Consider the following 19,465-nt stretch of genomic DNA (forward strand, 5'->3'; position numbering starts at 1 on the left):
CCCTCAGCCGAGAGTGATACGGCGGAACCTCCTGAGCGCGAGCAGCATGAACGCGCCCGTGATCAGGCAGGCGCAGACCACGGCGTAGGGGAGTGCGTGCACGACCGGCCAGGTGTCGCTCGTCGGAACGCCGGCCGGCGGCGGGTTGCCGAAGAGCCGGCGGACGGCGGTGGCCGTCGCGGAGACCGGGTTCCACTCCGCGATCGTCCGCAGCGGGCCGGGCATGGTGTGCGTGGAGACGAAGGCCGAGGAGACGAACGTGACCGGGAAGAGCCAGATCAGCCCCGCGCTCTGCGCGACCTCGACGCTGCGGGCCATCAGCCCGATCGCGGCTCCCACCCAGGACATCGCGAAGGCGAAGAGAAGGATCAGCAGGTAGGCCAGGAGCGCGTCGGCCGGCGACGCGGAGATCCGCCAGCCCACCAGCAGCCCGCACAGCGAGGTGACGACCAGGGTCACCGTGCTCATCGTCAGGTCCGACAGGGTCCTGCCCAGGAGCACCGCCATGGCGGGCATCGGCAGGGAGCGGAAGCGGTCGACGATGCCCTTGTCCATGTCGTTGGCCAGGCCCAGGGCGGTGAAAGCCGCGTTGAACGTGACGGCCTGGGCGAAGATGCCGCCCATCAGGAACGTGCGGTAGTCCGCCCCTCCGAGGCTTCCGCCGAAGACGTAGGCGAGCAGCAGGACGAACATCACCGGCTGCACCAGGGCCGCGATGACCGACCCCGGTGTCCGGCGCAGGTTCAGCAGATTGCGCCAGGCCACGATGGAGGAGTCGCGGCTCAGACGCTGGACCGCGGTCACCGGCCATCGCCCCCGGTCGCCGTGGTGCCTGTCGAGGCCGCCGGAGAGGCCGTAGGTCCGCCCGGCTCCAGGGGGCGGCCGGTGAGGGAGAGGAACACGTCGTCCAGGGTCGGCGGGGCCAGTTCCACGTCCCGGACGGCGATGCCGGCCAGCCGCAGGCAGCCCAGGGCGTACTCCAGGCTCTGCGCGCCGTGATCGGTGGCGACGGTCAGGCGGCCGGTGCGCGGGTCGAGGTCGGGGAGGTGCTCCCCGAGCGTGACCAGGATCTCTGCCGCGGTGACCCGGTGCCGCGGTTCGGCGACGGTCAGCGAGAGCCGCTCGCCGCCGACCCGCGCCTTGAGTTCGGCGGCCGAGCCGCGGGCGACCACGTGTCCGCCCTCGATGACGACGATGGCGTCGGCCAACTGGTCCGCCTCCTCCAGATACTGGGTGGTGAGCAGCACGGTCGTCCCCTCGGCGACCAGGTCTCTGACGGCCTGCCAGGTACCGGCCCGGCCCCGGGGGTCGAGGCCGGTCGTGGGCTCGTCCAGGACCACCACGGCCGGCCGCGCGACCAGCGCGCCGGCCAGGTCGAGCCGTCTGCGCATTCCTCCCGAGTACGTTCCGCTCGGCAGGTCCGCGGCGTCCTCCAGGTCGAAGCCGCTCAGCAGTTGACCGGCCCTGCGGCGGGCGGCATGACGGCCGAACCCGTAGAGCCGGGCGACGAGGTACAGGTTCTCCCGGCCGGTCAGCTTCTCGTCGACCGCGGCGTACTGGCCGGAGAGCCCGAGGTCGCGGCGTACGGCCTCTGGGTCGGCGAGGACGTCGTGGCCGGCCATCCAGGCCCGGCCGCTGTCCGGTCGCAGCAGCGTCGACAGCACCCGCACCGTGGTGGTCTTCCCCGCGCCGTTCGGGCCGAGGACCCCCAGCACGGTGCCGGGGGCCGCTTCGAGGTCCACCCCGGCCAGGGCCTGCTTCTTCCCGAATCGTTTGGTGAGTCCTTCGGCGCGTATCGCCGGAGGGGTCGGCGGGGCGGTCATGGGTGCCTCTCGTGATGCGTGGGGTGCGGCGGGCGCGTGGGTCCGGCGCGCCCGGGGAGAGGGAGCAGGCGAGGGCAGGGTCATGCCACCCTTGCGCGGGCGCTCCTGGGGGTGATGTCGGTCCAGTTGACCTCCACGTACTCCAGGCAAGCCGCGTGTTCCGCCGGGCCGAACACCTCGTCCCAGCCGGCGGGCATCGCCGCGAACGACGGCCACAGGGCGTGCTGGCCCTCGTCGTTGACCAGGACGCGGTGCCGGGTCTGCGGGTCGTCGAAGGGATTCGTCATGACGGGTCTCCTTGTTCGGTGCGGTGGCCGGCGTCGAGCACGGCCGAGACGGTGGTGCCGATCTGTTCCCGCGCGGCGGGCTGCATCATCTGGGCGTGCGCGCACGCCACGTCGTGGTTCTCGATGGGCCCGTCGACGTACGGGCCCCACAGGGACAGGCCGAAGGTGTCCCGGGGGCGGCCCTCGGTGGCGGTGAAGAACAGCACGGGTCCGTGGAAGACACGGGGGGTGTACTTCCGCATCAGGCGTGCCTGAGCGGCGAAGTTGTCCACCATCGCGTCGATCGTGGCCGGTTCCAGCGACCCGAGCGGACTGCCGCCGGCGAGGAACTGGTCCCGTACGGCCGCGGCTTCCACCGGACCGTCCCCTTCCAGGGCCTCCTGGCCGACCCCCATGTTGGTGAGCAGGGCGCGGAAGACGGTGTCCCTGCTCGCGCTGTCCAGGTCGTCCAGCGGGGCGAGCGGGAAGGCGTCCAGGATCGTCAGCAGGGCCACCTCCTCGCCCGCCTCCTGGAGCTGGACGGCGACCTCCTGGACGACGTTGCCGCCGAATGACCAGCCGAACAGGTGGTACGGGCCGTGCGGCTGGACGGCCCGCAGCTCGGCCACGTACACGGCGGCCATCGCCTCGATGCTGTCGGGGAAGGGCTCGGTGCCGTCCAGGTTCGGGGTCTGGAGCCCGTAGACCGGCCGGTCGTTGCCGAGGTGGGGGAGCAGCCCCGCGTACGCCCAGGCCAGACCGCCGGCCGGGTGGACGCAGAACAGCGGCGGCAGCCCGCCCCTGGTCCGCAGGGGCAGCAGCGTCGCCAGCGGGTTGTCCCGGACGCCGGCGCCGATCCGTTCCGCGAGTGCGGCGACCGTGGGCGCCTCGAACAGGCTGCGGATGCTGACGTCCACACCCAGGGCGTCACGGACGCGGCGGATCAGGCCCGCCGCCAGCAGGGAGTGACCGCCCAGGGCGAAGAAGTCGTCGTCGATGAGGACCTGCTCGCGCTCCAGCACCTCGGCGAACAGCGTGCACAGCACGTCCTCCCGGGGGTTGCGGGGGCTGCGCCCCGTGCCCGCCGGCCCCGCCTGCGGTGGGAGGTCGGGCAGGGCCTTCCGGTCCAGCTTTCCGTTCGGCGTCAGGGGGATGCCGTCCACGGCGACCCAGCCGGCGGGGACCATGTACCCGGGCAGCCGGGCCGCCGCGTGCTCCCGCACCCCGTCGAGCCGTTCGGAGCCGGACCGCGCGGGGCCGGTGGGCGCGGCGCGGTCCACGGCACCGTTCCCGGCCGGGGCGGGTTGTGCGGCGAGCACCACGTACGCGGCCAGGCGGGAGCCTCCGGGGCCCTCGCCGTGCGCCACCACCGCCGCCTGGGCGACGTCGGTGTGCTCCGCCAGTACGGCGGCGACCCCCTCCGGCTCCACCCGGAACCCGCGCACCTTGACCTGGTCGTCGGAGCGCCCGGCGAACTCCAGAGCGTCGTCGGGCGTCCGTACGGCCCGGTCCCCGGTGCGGTACATGCGGGTTCCCGCGGGGCCGTAGGGGTCGGGCACGAAACGGTCCGCGGTCCCACCGGGCTGTCCGTGGTAGCCGAGGGCCAGGCCGGCCCCGGCCAGGTAGAGGTCGCCGGTCACCCCGACCGGGACCGGTCGCAGCCGGTCGTCCAGGAGACGTACGGCTGTCCCCTCGACCGGGGTGCCGAGTACGGGTCGTTCGGTCGCCCGGAGTTCGGCGGTGAGGGCGTCCACCGTCGCCTCGGTGGGCCCGTAGAAGTTCCAGGCTGTGAGGCCCGGCCGGGCCCGCAGGTCGTCCCAGAGGCCGGCCGGGACGGCTTCGCCGCCCAGGACGACGACGGACGGGGCTCGGCCGCCCCCGGCGAACAGCCCGGCGTTCAGCAACTGCCGGACATGCGTGGGCGTGGACTCCAGCACGTCCAGGCCCAGGACGCGGACCGCCTCGACCAGGGCCTCCGGGTCCCGCCGCGTCAGATCGTCCAGCACATGGAGCCGGTGCCCGTCGAGCATCCAGAGCACCGGGTCCCACGCGGCGTCGAAGGACAGGGCGGCCGTCAGCGCGACATCGAGCCGGGGTTTTCCGGCCGCCCGTACCGAGGGCCCGAAGAGATGGCGCCGGTGGTGTTCCAGCAGCCGGGCCAGGGAGCCGTGGCCGACCAGGACTCCCTTGGGGCGGCCGGTCGAGCCCGAGGTGTGCAGGAGATAGGCGGGCTCGGTGGGTCCCGGCCGGACACGCTCGGGCAGGGGAGCGGGCGCGGTGGCGGAGTCCGGGGAGTCCAGGTTCAGACGGTGCCAGCGGGCCGTTGCCCGGGTGTGGGTGGCGTCCGCCGTGAGCACGGTGTGCGGGCGGGCGTCGGCCAGCACCGCGTCGATCCGGGCCTGCGGGAGGGAGCCGTCCACCGGGACGTGGACGGCCCCGGCCTTGAGTACGGCGAGGAGGGCGGCGATCGAGTCGGTGCCGCGCGGCAGCAGCACGGCCACCCGGTCTCCGGCGCCCGCACCGGCCCGGGCGATCAGCGCGGCGATCCGGTCGGAGCGGGCGTCCAGCTCCGTGAAGGAGAGGCTGCCGTCCGGGGCGGTCACCGCGATGTCACCGCTGCGCGCCGCGGCCACGGTCGCCGCGAAGCGGTCCAGCACCGTCGTGGGAGGCGCGGTGTCGTGGCGGAGCGCGCCGGCGCCACCGCCGAGATCCAGCAGCCGTCGCTGTTCTCCGGTGCTGGTCAGCGGCAGGTCGCCGACGACCGTGGCAGGGTCGCCCACCGCGTGCGTGAGGAGGAGGGTGAACCGGTCGGCGATCCGAACGGCGGTCTCGGTGTCGAACAGGTCCTGGCTGAACTCCAGCGTTCCGTCGAGGTGGGTCCCGCCGCTTCCGGCCGACGTCCGCTCGGTGAAGGAGAAGGAGAGGTCGAACTTCGCGCCTCCGGTGTCGACCCCCTCCAGCCGGGCCTCCAGGCCGGGCAGGTCCAGTCGGGGCGGCCGGTGGTTGTTGAGGGTCAGCATGACCTGGAAGAGAGGGTGGCGGGAGAGCGAGCGCGTCGGCCGTACGGCCTCCACCAGCCTCTCGAAGGGAAGCTCCTGGTGGGCGTAGGCGGCCAGGTCGCTCTCCCGTACCCGGGCGAGCAACTCGGTGAAGTCCGGGTCGCCGCCGAGGTCCGTCCGCAGAGCGAGGGTGTTGACGAAGAAGCCGACCAGGGGGTCGAGCGCCTCGTCGGTGCGCCCTGCCACCGGGGTGCCGATGGTGACGTCGCCGCCGGCGCCCATCCGGTGCAGCAGCGCCGCCAGGGCGGCGTGCAGGACCATGAAGGTGCTGCCGGCCGTCGACCTGGCCAGCCGCGCCACCTCCGCCATGGTCTCCTCCGGTACGCGTACCGGGACCGTGCCCCCGCGGCCGCTCGGCGAGGCGGGCCGGGGGCGGTCGGTGGGCAGGACGGTCTCCTCCGGGGCGCCGGCCAGGCGGTCCTTCCAGAAGGCGAGCTGGGCCGAGGCCGCGGAGACGGGATCCTCGAAGCTGCCGAGCAGGTCGCGCTGCCACAGGGTGTAGTCCGCGTACTGGACCGGCAGCGGCGCCCAGTTCGGTGCTCGCCCGGCGGACCGCGCCGCGTAGGCGCCGGCCAGGTCCTGGGCCAGCGGCCCCATGGACCATCCGTCCGCCGCGATGTGATGGACGGTGACCAGCAGGGTGTGCCGGTCCTCACCGCTCCGGAACAGGACCGGCCGCAGGGGGACGTCGTGCGTGAGGTCGAAGGGCTCGGCCGCCGCCTCGCGCAGTGCCTCGCCCAGCTGTGTCTTCCCGACCGGCACGACGGGGAGTTCCGGCAGTGCGTCACCGGGCGCGAGCACACGCTGACGGGGGCCGCCGTCGCCGGGCTCGACCACCGTGCGCAGGACCTCGTGCCGGGTCAGAACATCACCCAGCGCACGCCGCAGGGCGTGCCGGTCCAGACTGCCGTCCAACCGGACCGCGAACGCCATGTGGTAGGCCGCCGCGTCGGGATCCAGTTGGTGCAGGAACCACAGACGCTCCTGAGCCGTGGACAGCGGTGGCCGTTCCGTGCGGGGCACCCGCCGCAGCGCGGGCCGCGCCGCGCCCGCTCCCTCCAGCCGCTCGGCCAGCGCGGCGGGGGTCGTGGCTTCGAACAGGGCCCGTACCGGGAGTTCGACGCCGAAAGCGGAGCGGATCCGGCCGATCAGCCGGGTCGCCAGGAGCGAGTGTCCGCCCAGCTCGAAGAAGTCGTCGTCGGGGGCAACCCGTTCGTGCTCCAGGCTCTCCGCGAACAGGGCGCAGAGGATCTCCTCCGGGGCGGACCGTGGTGCCCGCTTCTCCCCATCGGCGCTCTCCGCGACGGTGGTCAGCGCAAGCGCCGCGAAGTCCACCTTCCCGTGCGGGGTCAGGGGGAGGGCGGCGACCGGCACGATCAGCGAAGGCACCATGTGGACCGGCAGCCGCCGCGCGACGAAGGCCCGCAACTCCCGGGAGGACAGGTCCCGATGACCGGCGGGCACGACCCAGGCGACCAACTGCGCCGCCCCCGAGCCCGCCCCCGAGCCCGAGCCGGAACCCGAGCCGGAGCCCGAGCCGGAGTCCGAGCCCGAGCGGACCGCGACCGCCGACTGCGCGATGTCGCTGTGGGCGTTCAGGGCAGACGCGACCTCGCCGGCCTCGACCCGGAAACCGCGGATCTTGATCTGCCCGTCGGCGCGGCTCAGATACTCCAGGCGTCCTTCGACCCGGCGTACCAGGTCACCGGTGCGGTACATCCGTGAGCCCGGCGCCCCGTACGGATCGGGCAGAAAGCGCTCCGCCGTCGCGCCGGAGCGGTTGTCGTAGCCGCGGGCCACGCCCGGGCCCGAAAGATACAGCTCTCCCGTCACTCCGGGGGCGACCGGCTCCAGCCGCCGGTCCAGGACCCGGGCCCGGGCGCCGGCCACCGGATCTCCGAGGTGGGGTCGCGTCCCGGGCAGGACACGGCCCATCACGCTGTCCACGGTGGTCTCCGTGGGTCCGTACAGGTTCCACACCGCCACGTCGGACAGGGCGGCCAGTTCCCGCCACAGCGGTGCGGGTACGGCCTCCCCGCCCAGCGCCAGCACGCGTGGCCGAGGTCGGCCGGGAGCGAACAGGCCCCAGGAGCGCAGCTGTTCGACGAACGAGGGGGTGGTTTCCAGGACATCGATCGCCCGGTCGTGGAGCAGGGCGGTGAGGGCTTCCGGATCCCGGCGCGTCACGTCGTCCACCAGGTGCAGCTCATGGCCCGCGATCATCCAGAGCAACGGGTCGAGGGAGGCGTCGAACGTCATCGCGGCCGTGTGCGCCACCCGCAGTGGAAGGCCGTTGTTGTCCGCCTCGGCGGGGCCCATCAGCCGGTCGCGGTGATGGGCCAGCAGCGCGGCCAGAGACCGGTGCTCGACCACGACGCCCTTGGGCAGCCCGGTGGATCCGGAGGTGTACAGCACGTACGCGGCGTCACGGCCGCGGGGCGGCACCGGCAGGGTCACCGCTACGGGGCTCTCCTGCCCGGCGGCCTCGTCGAGAAGGAGGACGTCGGCCGCGTCCGGGAGGGCCGACCGAGTGGCGGAGGTGGCCAGCACCAGGCGCGGGGCGGCGGTGTCGAGGATCAGGGAGGTCCGGGCCGCGGGCTGCGCCGGGTCGAGCGGGACGTACACCGCCCCGGCTCGCAGGATGCCCAGCACCGCCACGACGGCGAGGGCGGTGCGGGGCAGTGCCACCGCCACCCGGTCACCGGCCTCGACCCCCCGGTCCCTGAGCGAGCAGGCCAGGCGGTCCGAGAGCAGGCGCAGTTCACCGAAGGTGAGGCGCTCGTCGTCGGCCACGACCGCGGTGCGGTCCGGCTGGACGGCCGCGCGGGTCGCCAGGACGTCCAGCACCGTCCCGTCGCCGTCGGCCGCCTCCGGCGACGCGCTGAGCGGCTTCCGCGCGGTGCGAGGCAGTTCGTCCAGTGCCGCCGCGCGCTGCGACGAGGTCAGGAATCCGACGTCCGTCATCGGACGGTCCGGCTCGGAGAGCAGGGCGCTCAGGAGGCGGGTGAAGTGCTCGGCGAACCGATCCGCCGTCGTACGGTCGAAGAGGCCCTCGTCGTACTCCAGCTCACCGGTGATCCCGTCCGGGCGGCCTTGGCCGTCGTGGTGCTCGGACAGGTCCCAGCTGAGATCGAACTTGGAGCCCGACCGCCCCACGGACCTCTCGTGGCCGACCGTGAGACCGTCGAGGTGCGGGCGGGGGACGGGTGTGTTGTTGAGGCTCAGCATCACCTGGAACAGCGGATGGCGCGCGAGTGACCGCGGCGGCACCAGCTCCTCGACCACCCGCTCGAAGGGGACGTCCTGGTGCGCGTAGGCGGCCACGTCGGTACGCGCCACCCGGTCCACGAGCGTACGGAACGCCGGGGAGCCGGAGGTGTCGGCCCGCAGGACCAGCGTGTTGACGAAGAAGCCGACCAGTTCGGTGAGCGCGTCGTCGGTACGGCCGGCCACCGGGGTGCCGACGGCGATGTCCTCGCCCGTGCCCAGGCGCGACATCAGGGCGGCCAGCGCCGCGTGCAGCACCATGAAGGAACTCGCGCCGTGGTCCCTGGCCAGTCTCGCCAGCGTCCGGTGGTCCTGGGCCCCGATCCGCACGGGGACGCTCCCGCCCCGTCCGGAGGAGCGGGCCGGGCGCGGTCGGTCCATCGGGAACGACGACTCCTCCGGCAGCCCGGCCAGCGAGTCCGCCCAGGAGGAGAGCTGGCGGCGCGCGAGACTGTCCGGCGCGTCGGGATCTCCGAGCAGGTCACGCTGCCACAGCGCGAAATCGGCGTACTGCACGGGGAGTTCGCCCCACCCGGGTGCCCATCCCGAGCGGCGCGCGCCGTAGGCGGTGGACAGATCCCGTACGAGCGGCCCCATCGACCATCCGTCGGCGGCGATGTGGTGCAACGTCACGATCAGGACGTTCTCCTCGGCGCCCACGGGGAACAGCCGGGCGCGCAAAGGGATCTCGTGCTCCAGGTCGAAGCGTGCGCCGTCCGGCTCCAGCGGGTCGCCGGCTGCCATGACCCGCAGAAGCGGATGCGGGAGCCGCGCGGGCGGCAGGATCTTCTGGCACGGGCCCTCCGGGGTCTGCGCCACGATCGTGCGCAGCACTTCGTGCCGCTCCACGACGTCGTGGAGGGCCAGTTCAAGAGCGTCGCGGTCCAGGGCCCCGCGCAGGCGCAGCGCCACCGGCAGATGGTAGGAGGCACCCGCGTCGCCCAGCGTCTCCAGAAGCCACAGCCGCTGCTGCCCGAACGAGAGGGGAAGCCGTCGCGGGCGAGGGGCGAGGGCCGTCACCGAAGGCCGGGCCGGGACGGCTTCGCCCAGCGTCGCGACCAGGCCGGCCGGCGTGGGTGTGGCGAACAGGGTGCTGATCGGCACCTCCGCGTCGAACGTGTCGCGGATCCGGCCGATCAGCCGCATCGCCAGCAACGAGTGGCCGCCCAGCGCGAAGAAGTCGTCGTCCCGGCCGACCCGGTCCACCCCCAGACACGATGCGAAGACCGCACACATGCGGGCCTCCAGGGCGGTGCGCGGGGCACCGCCGTCGGACGCGACCGGCAGCGCCGGCGGCAGAGCCGCCACATCGAGCTTCCCGTTGGGGGTGAGCGGCAGGCGCTCCACCGCCGCCCAGGCCGTCGGCACCAACGGGCCGGGCAGCAGGGCCGCGACCGCGTCGCGCGTCTCGGCGTGAGCGGGCGCATCCGCTCCGACCACCAGGAACGCGGCCAGCCGCTCGGGACCGTCCTGCGCGGTGGTCAGGGCGACAGCGGCGTCCACGACACCGGGGAGAGAGCGCAGCGCGGCCTCGATCTCCCCAGTCTCGACCCGTACACCGCGCACCTTGATCTGCCGGTCGCTGCGTCCGACGAACTCCAGTGAGCCGTCCTCGCCCCACCGGGCGAGGTCACCGGTGCGGTACATCCGGGCACCCGGAAGGCCGAAGGGGTCCGGCATGAAGCGTTCCGCCGTGAGCCCCGGACGGCCCGCGTATCCGCGCGCCACGCCCTCGCCCGACAGATACAGCTCGCCCACCGATCCTCTGGGCAGAGGGTGCAGGGACGGGTCGAGCACATAGGCCCCGGCCCCGGTGACGGGGCGCCCGATCACGGGGGACGCACCGGTGATCCGGGCGGTCACGGCGTTGACGGTGGTCTCGGTGGGTCCGTAGAAGTTGAACACCAGCAGGTCGGGATCGGCGGCCAGCTCCTCCCAGAGCCCGTCGTCGACAGCTTCCCCGCCCAGGGCGATGACACGCGGCCGGTGGCTCTCGGAGGTGAGCAGCCCCGCCGCCAGCATCTGCCGCAGATAGGTGGGGGTCGTCTCGATCGCGTCGACGCGATGGTCGACGAGGTACCGAACCAGCGCCTGGGGGTCGCGGCGGACGTCGTCCGCGATGATGTGCAACTCGTGTCCGGCGACCATCCAGAGCACCGGATCCCAGGCCGCGTCGAAGGAGGTCGCGGCGGACAGCGCCACCCGCAGCCGTCGCCCCAGAGCTTCCTCGGCCAGGGTGTGGGCCTCCCGGCGGTGGTGCTCCAGGAGGTTGCTCAGGGAGCGGTGCTCGACGACCACGCCCTTGGGGCGGCCGGCGGACCCCGAGGTGTAGATGACGTACGCGGCATCCTGGGGTCCGGGTCCGGGCAGCTCCTCGACGGCACCGGACGGGAAGCAGGCCGGTGCCGTCGAGGGGTCGATGCGCGGGACCGTGCCCCGAGGGTCGATGCGCGGGACCGTGCCCCGAGGGTCGATCGTGCCCGCCGAGGACGCGGTCGCCACCAGGACCACTGGCCGGGAGTCGTCGATCATGAAGGCGAGCCGGTCCGCCGGGTAGGACGGGTCGAGCGGCAGATAGGCGGCCCCCGTCCGCATCACGGCGAGCATCGCCACCACCAGGTCCGTGGAGCGTGGCAGTCCCACCGCGACGCGGGTGCCGGGCCGGGCGCCCCGCGAGGCGAGCAGGGTCGTCAGGCGGCTCACCCGGTGGCCGAGTTCCTCGAAGGTGAGGGTCGTACCGTCGCAGACAACGGCAGTGTGGTGGGGGGTGGTTCGCGCCTGCCGGGCGAACTGCTCGGTCAAGGGGGACGGTTCCGGGGCGTCACTCCCCGGGGGCTGAGCGGCGCCGAGGCCGAGCACTCGCCGTTGTTCGTCCTCGGCGACGGGGCTCAGCGCTCCGACCGTCCGCTCCGGGTCCGCCACGAACGCGTCGAGAACCCGGCACAGGCGTTCATGCGGCCCCACGAGGTCCTGCTGACCGTAGCGCGCGGCGTTGCCCAGCAGATCGACGTGCATACCACCGTCGCCGAAGGAGGCGTGCACGGCCACAGCCAGGTCCTCCACCGGGCCGATCGACAGGTTGTGCAGGGTCGCCGGGTGAGGGCCGAATCGCAGGGCGTCGTCGAAGGCGAGGATATTGACGGACGGTCCGGTCAGCGTCGCCGTCGTCCCGGTCAACCCCAGCTGGTGGCGGAGCACCTCGGCCGGCCGACGCTGGTGACGCAGTACCGAACGGGCTTCGGCGGAGGCCCGGCGCGCCAGATCGGCCACCCGGTCGGCGGGGGAGACGGCGAGTCGCATCGGCAGGATCGAGCTGAGCATGGCGGGCGTCGAACGTGCCGCGGGAGTGCGCCGACCGGTGACCGGCAGGCCCAGCACGACCTCGCCGAGGCCCTTCTCCCGGTGCAGGCACAGCGCCAGCGCCGCCATGACGAACGTCGGCCAGCCGGTTCCGGCCCGCTTGGCGGCGGCCTTCAGCCGTGCCGTCTCCGCCCGGCTGTACACCCGTCGCACCGACTCCGTCCCGTACTTCCTCCTCGTACCTGAGCGTGCGGGGGCTTCGGGCGTATCGGCGCCGACGAGGTGCCCGGTCCAGAACCTCTCGTCCCGGGCGCCCTGTTCGGACGCGAGGTAAGCGTCCTCCTCCTCGATGAGCGCGGCGAGAGAACCCGCGGGACGCGGCTCGGGAAGGACATCCGGGGCGAGGACGAGAGCGGTGTAGACCTCGGCGATACGGGAGAGAGCCAGGGCCGCCGCGTAGCCGTCGAGCGCCAGGTGGTGCACCTGCTGGTGGAAGAGGTGGCGCGAGGGAGAGAGCCGGTAGAGGGTGACACGGACCAGCGGCCCGGCCGACAGGTCGGCCGGCTCGGCCAGACACACCCGCATCCGCCGCAGAGCCTCCGCGTGCGGGTCGACCTCGTCGGAGAGGTCCACCCACGGCATGGATATGGGCGCACTCTCCTGCACGCGCTGGAAGGGAACCCCGTCCCGCTCACCGAAGACGGTGCGCAGAGCCTCCATCTCGGACGCGGTGTGGCCGACCGCGCGGCGCAGCAGCTCCGGTTCCACAGGGCCCTGGATATCGGCGTACTCCGCGATGTTGTACGCCGGATCCGCCGGGTCGAGCCGCTGCGCGAACCAGACTCCCTGCTGAGCGGCGGTCAGGCGCAGGGTGGTCGTCGGGGTTCCGGTGTGCGGTACGTCGGTCACGCGAATTCACCTCGGTGGGGGAGACCTGCGGCATGGGCCGGGGCGCGCATGTGCGGCAGGGCGGAGCGGGACGGGTCGGGGCCGGTCGCGGGAACCGCCGGTCCCGGTCGAGCGCGTACACATCGCGATCGCGAAGCGTCCGCTTCTTCGGGCCGGTGCACGTTGACAGCCTCCGTTGCGCTGACGTCGCCCCAACGGGGCCTTCACACCAGTCGTTCGGAGTCACATCAGCCTCGGATTGCTCATGTGGCGCACGGCACATCAGCGGGCCGATCTTTTGCAGTTAGCTGGCGCGTATCAGCCAATCGGCAGGCGGCTTCACGCCAGACACCCATCCGTGGAGGGCTCCGTACCGAAGTGGTGATGTCCGGACGTTCGTTCGGACACTGCGTTTCCACGTCCCGGAATGCGAAAAGGAGAACATGATGAAGATGCCTGTTCCCGCTCTGCGGTGGCAGCTCGTCGGAGCCCTCGTCGGCACCGTGCTGCTGGCGTCCGCACCCACGGCCTCGGCCGCCGCCTCTTCGGAGGTCGCGCCCCGCCAGGCGCCTACCGCGCGCGAGGGCGGGACTTCGCCCGGCCCGTTCGCCCGCTACCGGGGAATACAGGGCGGAAATCTCTGCCTGCTGGCCCGGTGCACCGTCGGCGAATCCGGACCCGGCGGCCACACGGGTCCCAGCAACACCCAGGGATTCAACCTCTGCCTTCTCGCCCTGTGCACTGTGCGTCCGTGAACGCAGCTGGACCTGGAGCGTCGTTGCTCCAGGTCCAGAGGTGACCGGTGATTCCGAGGCCGGAAGGGTCCGCTTGCCGGCAACCCTGGTCGGCCTGCGCCGAGCCCCGAGTCCGTTGGAGGCGACTCGGGGCTCGGCGTGCAGGCCGCGGGAGTGGTCAGGCCTTGGGCATCAGAACGGTGTCGACGATGTGGACGGTGGCGTTGGCGGTGGGCACGTTGCCGCAGACGACCTTGGACGTGTCGTTGACGGTGTAGTTCTCGCCGGAACCCTTGGTGGCGAGGGTGGACTTCTGGAGGGTGTCGTAGGTTCCGCTTTCCAGCTGCTCGGGAGAGAGCTTCTCGCCGACGACGTGGTAGGTGAGGATGTTGGTGAGCATCTCCTTGTCGGCCAGGACCTTGTCGAGGTCGGCCTTGGGGATCTTGGCGAAGGCATCGTTGGTCGGCGCGAACACGGTGATGTTCTGTGCGTTGTTCAGGGTGTCGACGAGGCCGGCCTTCTTGACCGCGGTGACCAGCGTGGACAGGTCCGGGTTCTTGGAGGCGGCGGTGGCGACCGGGTCCTGGGCCATGCCGTCGAAGGAGCCCGCGCCGTCCTGGGGGACGGACGCGCAGGCCGGCCCGAACGGGCCGTCCGCGGCGGCGGCGCCGTCAGCCGCCGGGCTCGACTTCTCGTCGGCGGGGGCGGAGCTGCTCGCCTTGTCGGCGGCCGTGTCGGAGGAACTGTCGTCCCCGCCACAGGCGGTCAGCGTGAGGGGCAGGACGGCGGCGGCGGTGACGGCGATGGCGGCGCGGCGGAAGCGGAAGGCGTTCACGGACGTTCTCCTGTGTGCTCGGTCGGTTGCGCTGGGTATCGACGAGGGGTGTGGGTGAGGCGTGGCTCGGGCGTGGCTCGGGCGAGGCGAGCGCTGACGTCAGGTCAGGCGTCGGGACACAGAGACGACGGTCAACGCAGTCGACCGGGCAGTGCGCTGAAGGTGGTGCTCGCGGTGCTCGCGCCGTGCTGGTGCCGCCTTGATCGTCATGTCTGCTATTCGGGGCTGCCGCGACAGCGGATTGGTCCGAATAGCGAGAAGGTTCGAGCCCGGGATCCATTGAGCCGTCCGGGTGCAGTGCGCGGGACGACCAATCCGGCGTGCGGGCGGTGGCGAATGCCCCATGTGAGCGGCTGTTCGGAGGAAGCACCGCACACGTCGAGGCAGCCATCGGGGATGGATGCCTCATCCGTTCCCCACGGTGGAAGGCCCGTGGAGGACAGCTGTCGCGGGGCGCTACTCTCCTGGGCGCCCCGCGACGGACCTCACCGCGAGCAGATGGTCGAGGCTTCTCCCGCAGGGGCGTTTGACGACAGGACCTAGCCGTTCCCGGTCGCGGCCCGCAGGGTCAGGCCGAGGCCGACGCCGACGACGAGGAGCGAGGTGATGACGGGGCCGGTCCGTGCCAGCTTCCGGAGCAGGGGGTTGTGGCGGAGGGTCCGGGCGCGGTCGTGACTCTCGATGCGTTCGCGCAGGCGTACGAGGAGGAGTCCGGCGAGGGTGAGGGTGGCGGCCATGCCGAGTCCGTAGCCGATGACGAGGAGGACGCCGAAGGCGGTGCGTCCCAGGGCGACGGCGCCGAGGAGCACGACGAGGGCGGAGGGGCTGGGGACCAGCCCGCCGGCGATTCCCATGCCGATGAGGCCGGAGCGGCGTGTACGCCGGGCGTTCGGGGGAGCCGTTGACGTGTCCGCCGGGTGGTGCTCGTGGTCCGGCGGGGCGAGTGTCGCGACCGCGGAGGCCGCCCGGAGTTCCCCGGCCGGCGCGCTGTGGTGTGCGGAGGCTGGGGTGAGGGGCCCGTGGTGGTGAGGGCTGTCGCCCCAGTGGTCGTGATCGTGGTCGCTGTGGCTGTGGCCCGGGCCGTGGTGATGGTGGTTGTGTTGCGGCCTGCCCCGGACGGCTCCGAGGAGGAGCCAGAGGCCGATGGACGTGACGAGGAGTCCGCTGGCGGCTCCGAGCCACATCAGGACGGTCTCTCCGGCCAGGTGGGTGGAGACGGGCAGGGCGAGTCCGAGGACCAGGACGCCGGCGGTATGCGTCAGAGTGACGGTGGCTCCGACGGTGAGGGCGTCCCGCCTGGTGCCGCGGCGGCCCGCGAGGTAGGCGGCCATGATGGTCTTGCCGTGGCCGGGCATCGCCGCGTGGGACGCCCCGAGGACCAGCGCCAGGAACAGAGCCAGGAGCCCCACCGGCAAGGTGATCTCGCGGGCGCCGACGAGCGAGTCGAAGGCCCCGGTGACCTTGGCGAGCACCCCGCTGATCACATCCGCGCCGGGGAGGTCCGCCACCACGGCCGGGACGACGCCCGCGCCCTGCCCGGGTTCGCTGCGCAGCGATGCCGTGCGCTGGTCGAGCGGGGAGGCGAGGGGGTCCTGCGGGTACTGGCGCAGTTCGCGGGTGGCGGAGGCCGCTGGTACGTCGGTGCGGGTGATCCTGACGCCTTGGCCGCTGGCGGTCATCTCGTGCCAGCCGATGCGGGTGGTGTCGTAGTCCGTCTCGGCTCGGATGCCGGTGGGCTCGGTGAGATCGGCCCGAGTGGTCAGCTCGCAGGTGAGGCGGCTGGTCTTCAGACCCGCTTCCCCGTTCTCGTACACCAGGGCGGCCGAGGACTGCTTCCAGTCCGCCCGGTTACCGTCCAGGCTCAGGTGGAGCTGTTTCCTCAGAACGGAACACGCTTCCTCGGCGTAGGCGCGCGACTCACCGTCGCTGACGGCGTCGTCGTGGTCGGAGTCGACGACGGGACGCTCCTGAAGCGCCGCGATCTCCGCGCGGTCGACGACGATCAGGGCGTCGATCCGGTCGGGTCGAAGGACGAGCCCCGTGTGGTAGTTGACGCTGAAGTTGCCCAAGGGGTGGGCAGCAGCCGCGGGGGCCGCCGCCACGCTCGCGACGGCGGCGAGGATGGCGGCGGTCAGCGTGGTGACGGCTTGGCGCAGGGTGTGGTTCATGGCGTGGTGTCGATTCGCTGGAGCAGGTCACGGGCGGCGGTGGCGTGCAGGGGGTGGAAGGCAGGCTCACGGAGTGCTTCGGTCAGGTCCCGGCGGGCGGCTTCGGTATGGCCCAGTGCGTGATGGACGACGGCGCGGTGGTAGTGGAAGAGCGCGCTGCGCATCCCCGTGGCCAGGGCCTTGCCGGCTTGGACGAGTGCTTCGGTGTCCCGGCCGGCCAGGTGCAAGGACCAGGCGTACGCGTCGTGGACGGCGACGAAGGGTCGGGTGCGCAGTGTCTGTTCGGCCATGGTGACGGCGCGTCGTGGATCGCCGTGATCCGCTTCGAAGAGGATGGCGTCCGTGTCGGCCGGGTCGCCCGCGGCTTGTCGGACGCGGTCCTGTGCGCGCAGGAGGGTGTACTGCGATTCGGCCTGTTCGCGGTGGCCCAGGGACTGTTCGAGTTCGCCCAGGCCCAGCAGGTAGTGCGGCAGGGGTGCGACGGCGACGGCCGCCCGGTAGTCGGCGAGGGCTTTGGCGGTGTCGCCCAGGGCCAGGTGAGCGCGCGCCCGGGTCTCCAGGAGCGCCGAATCGCCCGGGGCGGCCCTGAGCCCGGTCCGCGTCCGGGTCAGGGCGGCCCGTGGGTCGGCGTCCTGGAGGTCCAGGGTGGCCAGGACGTTGTGGGCGAACGAGGTGTCGGCCCGGCTCGCCGCTGCCGCCAGGGACCGGCGCATGAGGGCGCGGGCCCGGTCGGTTTCCCCCTTCAGCTCGAAGGCGTAGGAGGCGCGGGCCAGGGAAGCGGCGTCCGGGCGCAGGTCCGTCATCTTCTGGACGGCCTCGTCGGCTTCGTCGTAGCGGCCCAGCTGGGTGTACGCGTCGGCCAGGACTCCGTAGGCGGAGGAGCTGTACGGGCCGCTGGCGGTGGCCTTGCGCGCCCAGCGCAACGCGGCGGGGAAGTCGTGGCGGGCCGCGGCCAGGGCGCCCATGCCGGTCTCGGCGTCCGTGTTGCCTTCGGCCCGCACCGTGAACGAGGTACGCAGCGCCTTCTCGGCCCGGTCGTACGTGGCAGGGTCGGCGGTGGAACGGGCCTGCTGGACGTAAGCCATTCCCAGGGCGGCCCAGCCCCCCGGGTCCTTCGGCAGGCGGGTGACCCGGGCCTGGAGCGCCTCGATCGACCCACGGGGTGGAGAAGCCCCGGGCCCGCCTTGGCCCGACGGACGGGAGGCAGTGGTCTGATCGAGCGCCGGCATGACCGCTCCGGCGGCGAACATCGCCGCGCCCAGGGCCAGGGTGACCACGATGTTCCGCAGCCGCCTGCCGTGCGAGGCGGGTGGCGGCCAGCGCGGGGGTTCGGTGTGGTCCGGGTGCACGAGTTCCCTCCCGAAGGTTCGATACTGCTGGAGCCGCGGTGCCCGGGCCGGGCGGCGTTCTTCGGCCCGGCCCGGGCACCGCGTCAGATGTCCGTCGCCTGCCGGGTCAGCTGTCCTTGCCGCGGCGGCGGAGGCGGAAGCCGCCGACGCCGAGAAGGAGCGCGCCGGCACCGGCGAGCGCCGCGGCCTGGGTGGTCCTCGTGACGGGGGCCGCCGCGGTGTTCTCCATCGAGGACTGCTCGGCGGTGCGGCCTGCCGCGCCCGGGCCGCGGTTGACGTTCTTGGTGTGCGGCAGCGCGACGTAGGGGAACGAGGCGCCGAACGGGACCTCGTTGGCGTTCACCTTGTCGCCCTCCGCGAGTTCGGGGACGATAACGCCGGTCTGGGCGGCGCCCTCGACGGCCTGGAGCGAGATGTCGATGACGTCGTCGGCGAGACGGCGCCCGTTCGGGAAGCCGGCCAGGTCACCCGCGAGGACACCGAGGCGCTGAGGCTTGGCGGTGGGCGGCACCGCCATGTTCAGGCGCAGCTCCTCCGCCGGGACGATCTTCCTGAGCGGCGCGTCCTTGTTGAGGCGGTGAGCGTTGAGGTCGGCCTTGATCGGACCGCAGAGCTTGCAGATGCCGGTCAGGTAGATCTCGGCGAGGTCGTTGCGGGGCGTCGCGGGCGCGGGGATGCCGTAGACCTGCTGAATGAGCTTGGGCAGGATCGGGTCGTACACCTTGTCGACGACGGGCTGGACCGTGCGGTCCTGGCTCGGGTTGAGCGTGTTGAAGGCGTCCTTGAACTTCAGCGGGACGACGACCTCGTTGACCAGCGGGTTCCCGAGGCGGGAGACCTGCTTCCACTGCTTCGCGCCGCCCTTGCCCTCCTGGTCACGGGAGTCGGCGACGGTGACACCCGCGCGATCGGTGGTCGACCACACGCCGATCACCGGGTTGCGGGACGAGTCGCCCTTGAGGGCGAGCTGCTTCTTGGGGACCTGGATGGCGATGGTGTTGACGTTGTAGCCGGCCAGGGTGTCCTGCCCGCGCTCGCTCAGGTCGCCGCCGTAGAGGAGGTCGAAGACGCGCAGGTCGGCGAAGAACGGGTCCTCGGCCTGCCCCGTGTACGTCTTGCCGCCGCCCGGCAGACCGAAGGTCGCCTGCTTGCGCAGGGCCGTGTAGTCGGGCATCGACGCCTTGCCCGTGCGGGACGGGGCTGCGGGCACGCCCGACAGGAGCGTCCGGCTCTTTCCTCCGGTCGTGACGACCAGGTCGTAGACCTGGCGGAAGTTGAGGTCCGGGTCGTTCAGCGAGGTGACCTGGCCGGTGTTGTAGAGGAACTGGTTCGCGTCATCGCGGTAACTGCCGCGGAAGCGCCAGCTGTAGGTGACGTCGGCGACACCGTCACCGCTGTTGTCGATCTTGATGTTGTAGCGCAGGTCGTCGCCGAACGCGTAGAAGTTCGGTCCGCCGTTGGGCTCCTCCATCGGGATCCAGTTCGCCACCATCGTGACGGTGTCGGCCTTGTCGGGGCTGGTGAACGCGTACACGTCGGTGTTGTCCGCCCGCGGGTCACCTGCGATCAGGGGCGCCTCACGGTGGCTGGAGGCCGCGCTGAGACCCGGGGCGAGGGTCATCGCCCCCAGTCCTGCGGCCAGGGTGGTGGCACCGAGCACGAGCAGGGACTGGTCCAGGACCCTCCGCGAACGGGGCCTGTCCTGTGAAACCTTCACGGCGTACCTTCTGTCTGCTGAACCCCTGCCAGGCATGCGTCGAGGCATGCGAAAGCGAG

9 protein-coding genes are annotated in these 19,465 nt (G+C 72.5%); 1 reads left to right on the top strand and 8 read right to left on the bottom strand.

The window, feature by feature from the left end; genetic code table 11:
• Nucleotides 1–3 precede the first annotated feature (3 nt).
• From D581_RS0134455 to D581_RS0134470, 4 genes are all read right to left on the bottom strand, one after another.
• A complete protein-coding gene (locus tag D581_RS0134455) occupies nt 4–804 on the bottom strand; it encodes an ABC transporter permease (RefSeq protein ID WP_018961670.1) in 801 nt (266 codons plus the stop codon).
• Nucleotides 801–1,823: an ATP-binding cassette domain-containing protein gene (locus D581_RS0134460; RefSeq protein ID WP_018961671.1), complete on the bottom strand. Its 1,023-nt coding sequence runs from the start codon at nt 1,821–1,823 to the stop codon at nt 801–803. Before D581_RS0134460 ends, D581_RS0134455 begins: the two co-directional genes overlap by 4 nt.
• Nucleotides 1,824–1,903: 80 nt before the next feature.
• Nucleotides 1,904–2,110 (bottom strand): MbtH family protein, encoded by a 207-nt coding sequence (locus tag D581_RS0134465; protein ID WP_018961672.1) that lies wholly within the window; start codon nt 2,108–2,110, stop codon nt 1,904–1,906.
• Nucleotides 2,107–12,624, bottom strand: a complete 10,518-nt coding sequence (locus tag D581_RS0134470) for a non-ribosomal peptide synthetase (RefSeq protein ID WP_018961673.1) — start codon at nt 12,622–12,624, stop codon at nt 2,107–2,109. The genes D581_RS0134465 and D581_RS0134470 overlap by 4 nt, the downstream gene beginning before the upstream one ends.
• Nucleotides 12,625–13,049: 425 nt before the next feature.
• Between D581_RS0134470 and D581_RS0134475 the strand changes: the two genes are divergently transcribed.
• Nucleotides 13,050–13,358, top strand: a complete 309-nt coding sequence (locus D581_RS0134475; protein ID WP_018961674.1) for a hypothetical protein — start codon at nt 13,050–13,052, stop codon at nt 13,356–13,358.
• A 157-nt stretch (nt 13,359–13,515) separates the two neighbouring features.
• Here D581_RS0134475 and D581_RS0134480 read toward each other — a convergent pair whose 3' ends face one another.
• The 4 genes from D581_RS0134480 to D581_RS0134495 form a co-directional block, all read right to left on the bottom strand.
• Nucleotides 13,516–14,172, bottom strand: coding sequence for a fasciclin domain-containing protein (locus tag D581_RS0134480; protein WP_018961675.1), 657 nt, complete (start codon nt 14,170–14,172; stop codon nt 13,516–13,518).
• A 539-nt stretch (nt 14,173–14,711) separates the two neighbouring features.
• The gene (locus D581_RS0134485; RefSeq protein WP_018961676.1) at nt 14,712–16,340 is read right to left on the bottom strand and encodes a HoxN/HupN/NixA family nickel/cobalt transporter; all 1,629 of its coding nucleotides are present in this window, start codon (nt 16,338–16,340) and stop codon (nt 14,712–14,714) included.
• Nucleotides 16,337–17,689, bottom strand: a complete 1,353-nt coding sequence (locus tag D581_RS0134490; RefSeq protein ID WP_018961677.1) for a tetratricopeptide repeat protein — start codon at nt 17,687–17,689, stop codon at nt 16,337–16,339. The genes D581_RS0134485 and D581_RS0134490 overlap by 4 nt, the downstream gene beginning before the upstream one ends.
• Before the next feature lie 106 nt (nt 17,690–17,795).
• The gene (locus tag D581_RS0134495) at nt 17,796–19,406 is read right to left on the bottom strand and encodes a DUF4331 domain-containing protein (protein ID WP_018961678.1); all 1,611 of its coding nucleotides are present in this window, start codon (nt 19,404–19,406) and stop codon (nt 17,796–17,798) included.
• Between the last annotated feature and the right edge of the window lie 59 nt (nt 19,407–19,465).

The organism is Streptomyces sp. CNB091, assembly GCF_000377965.1.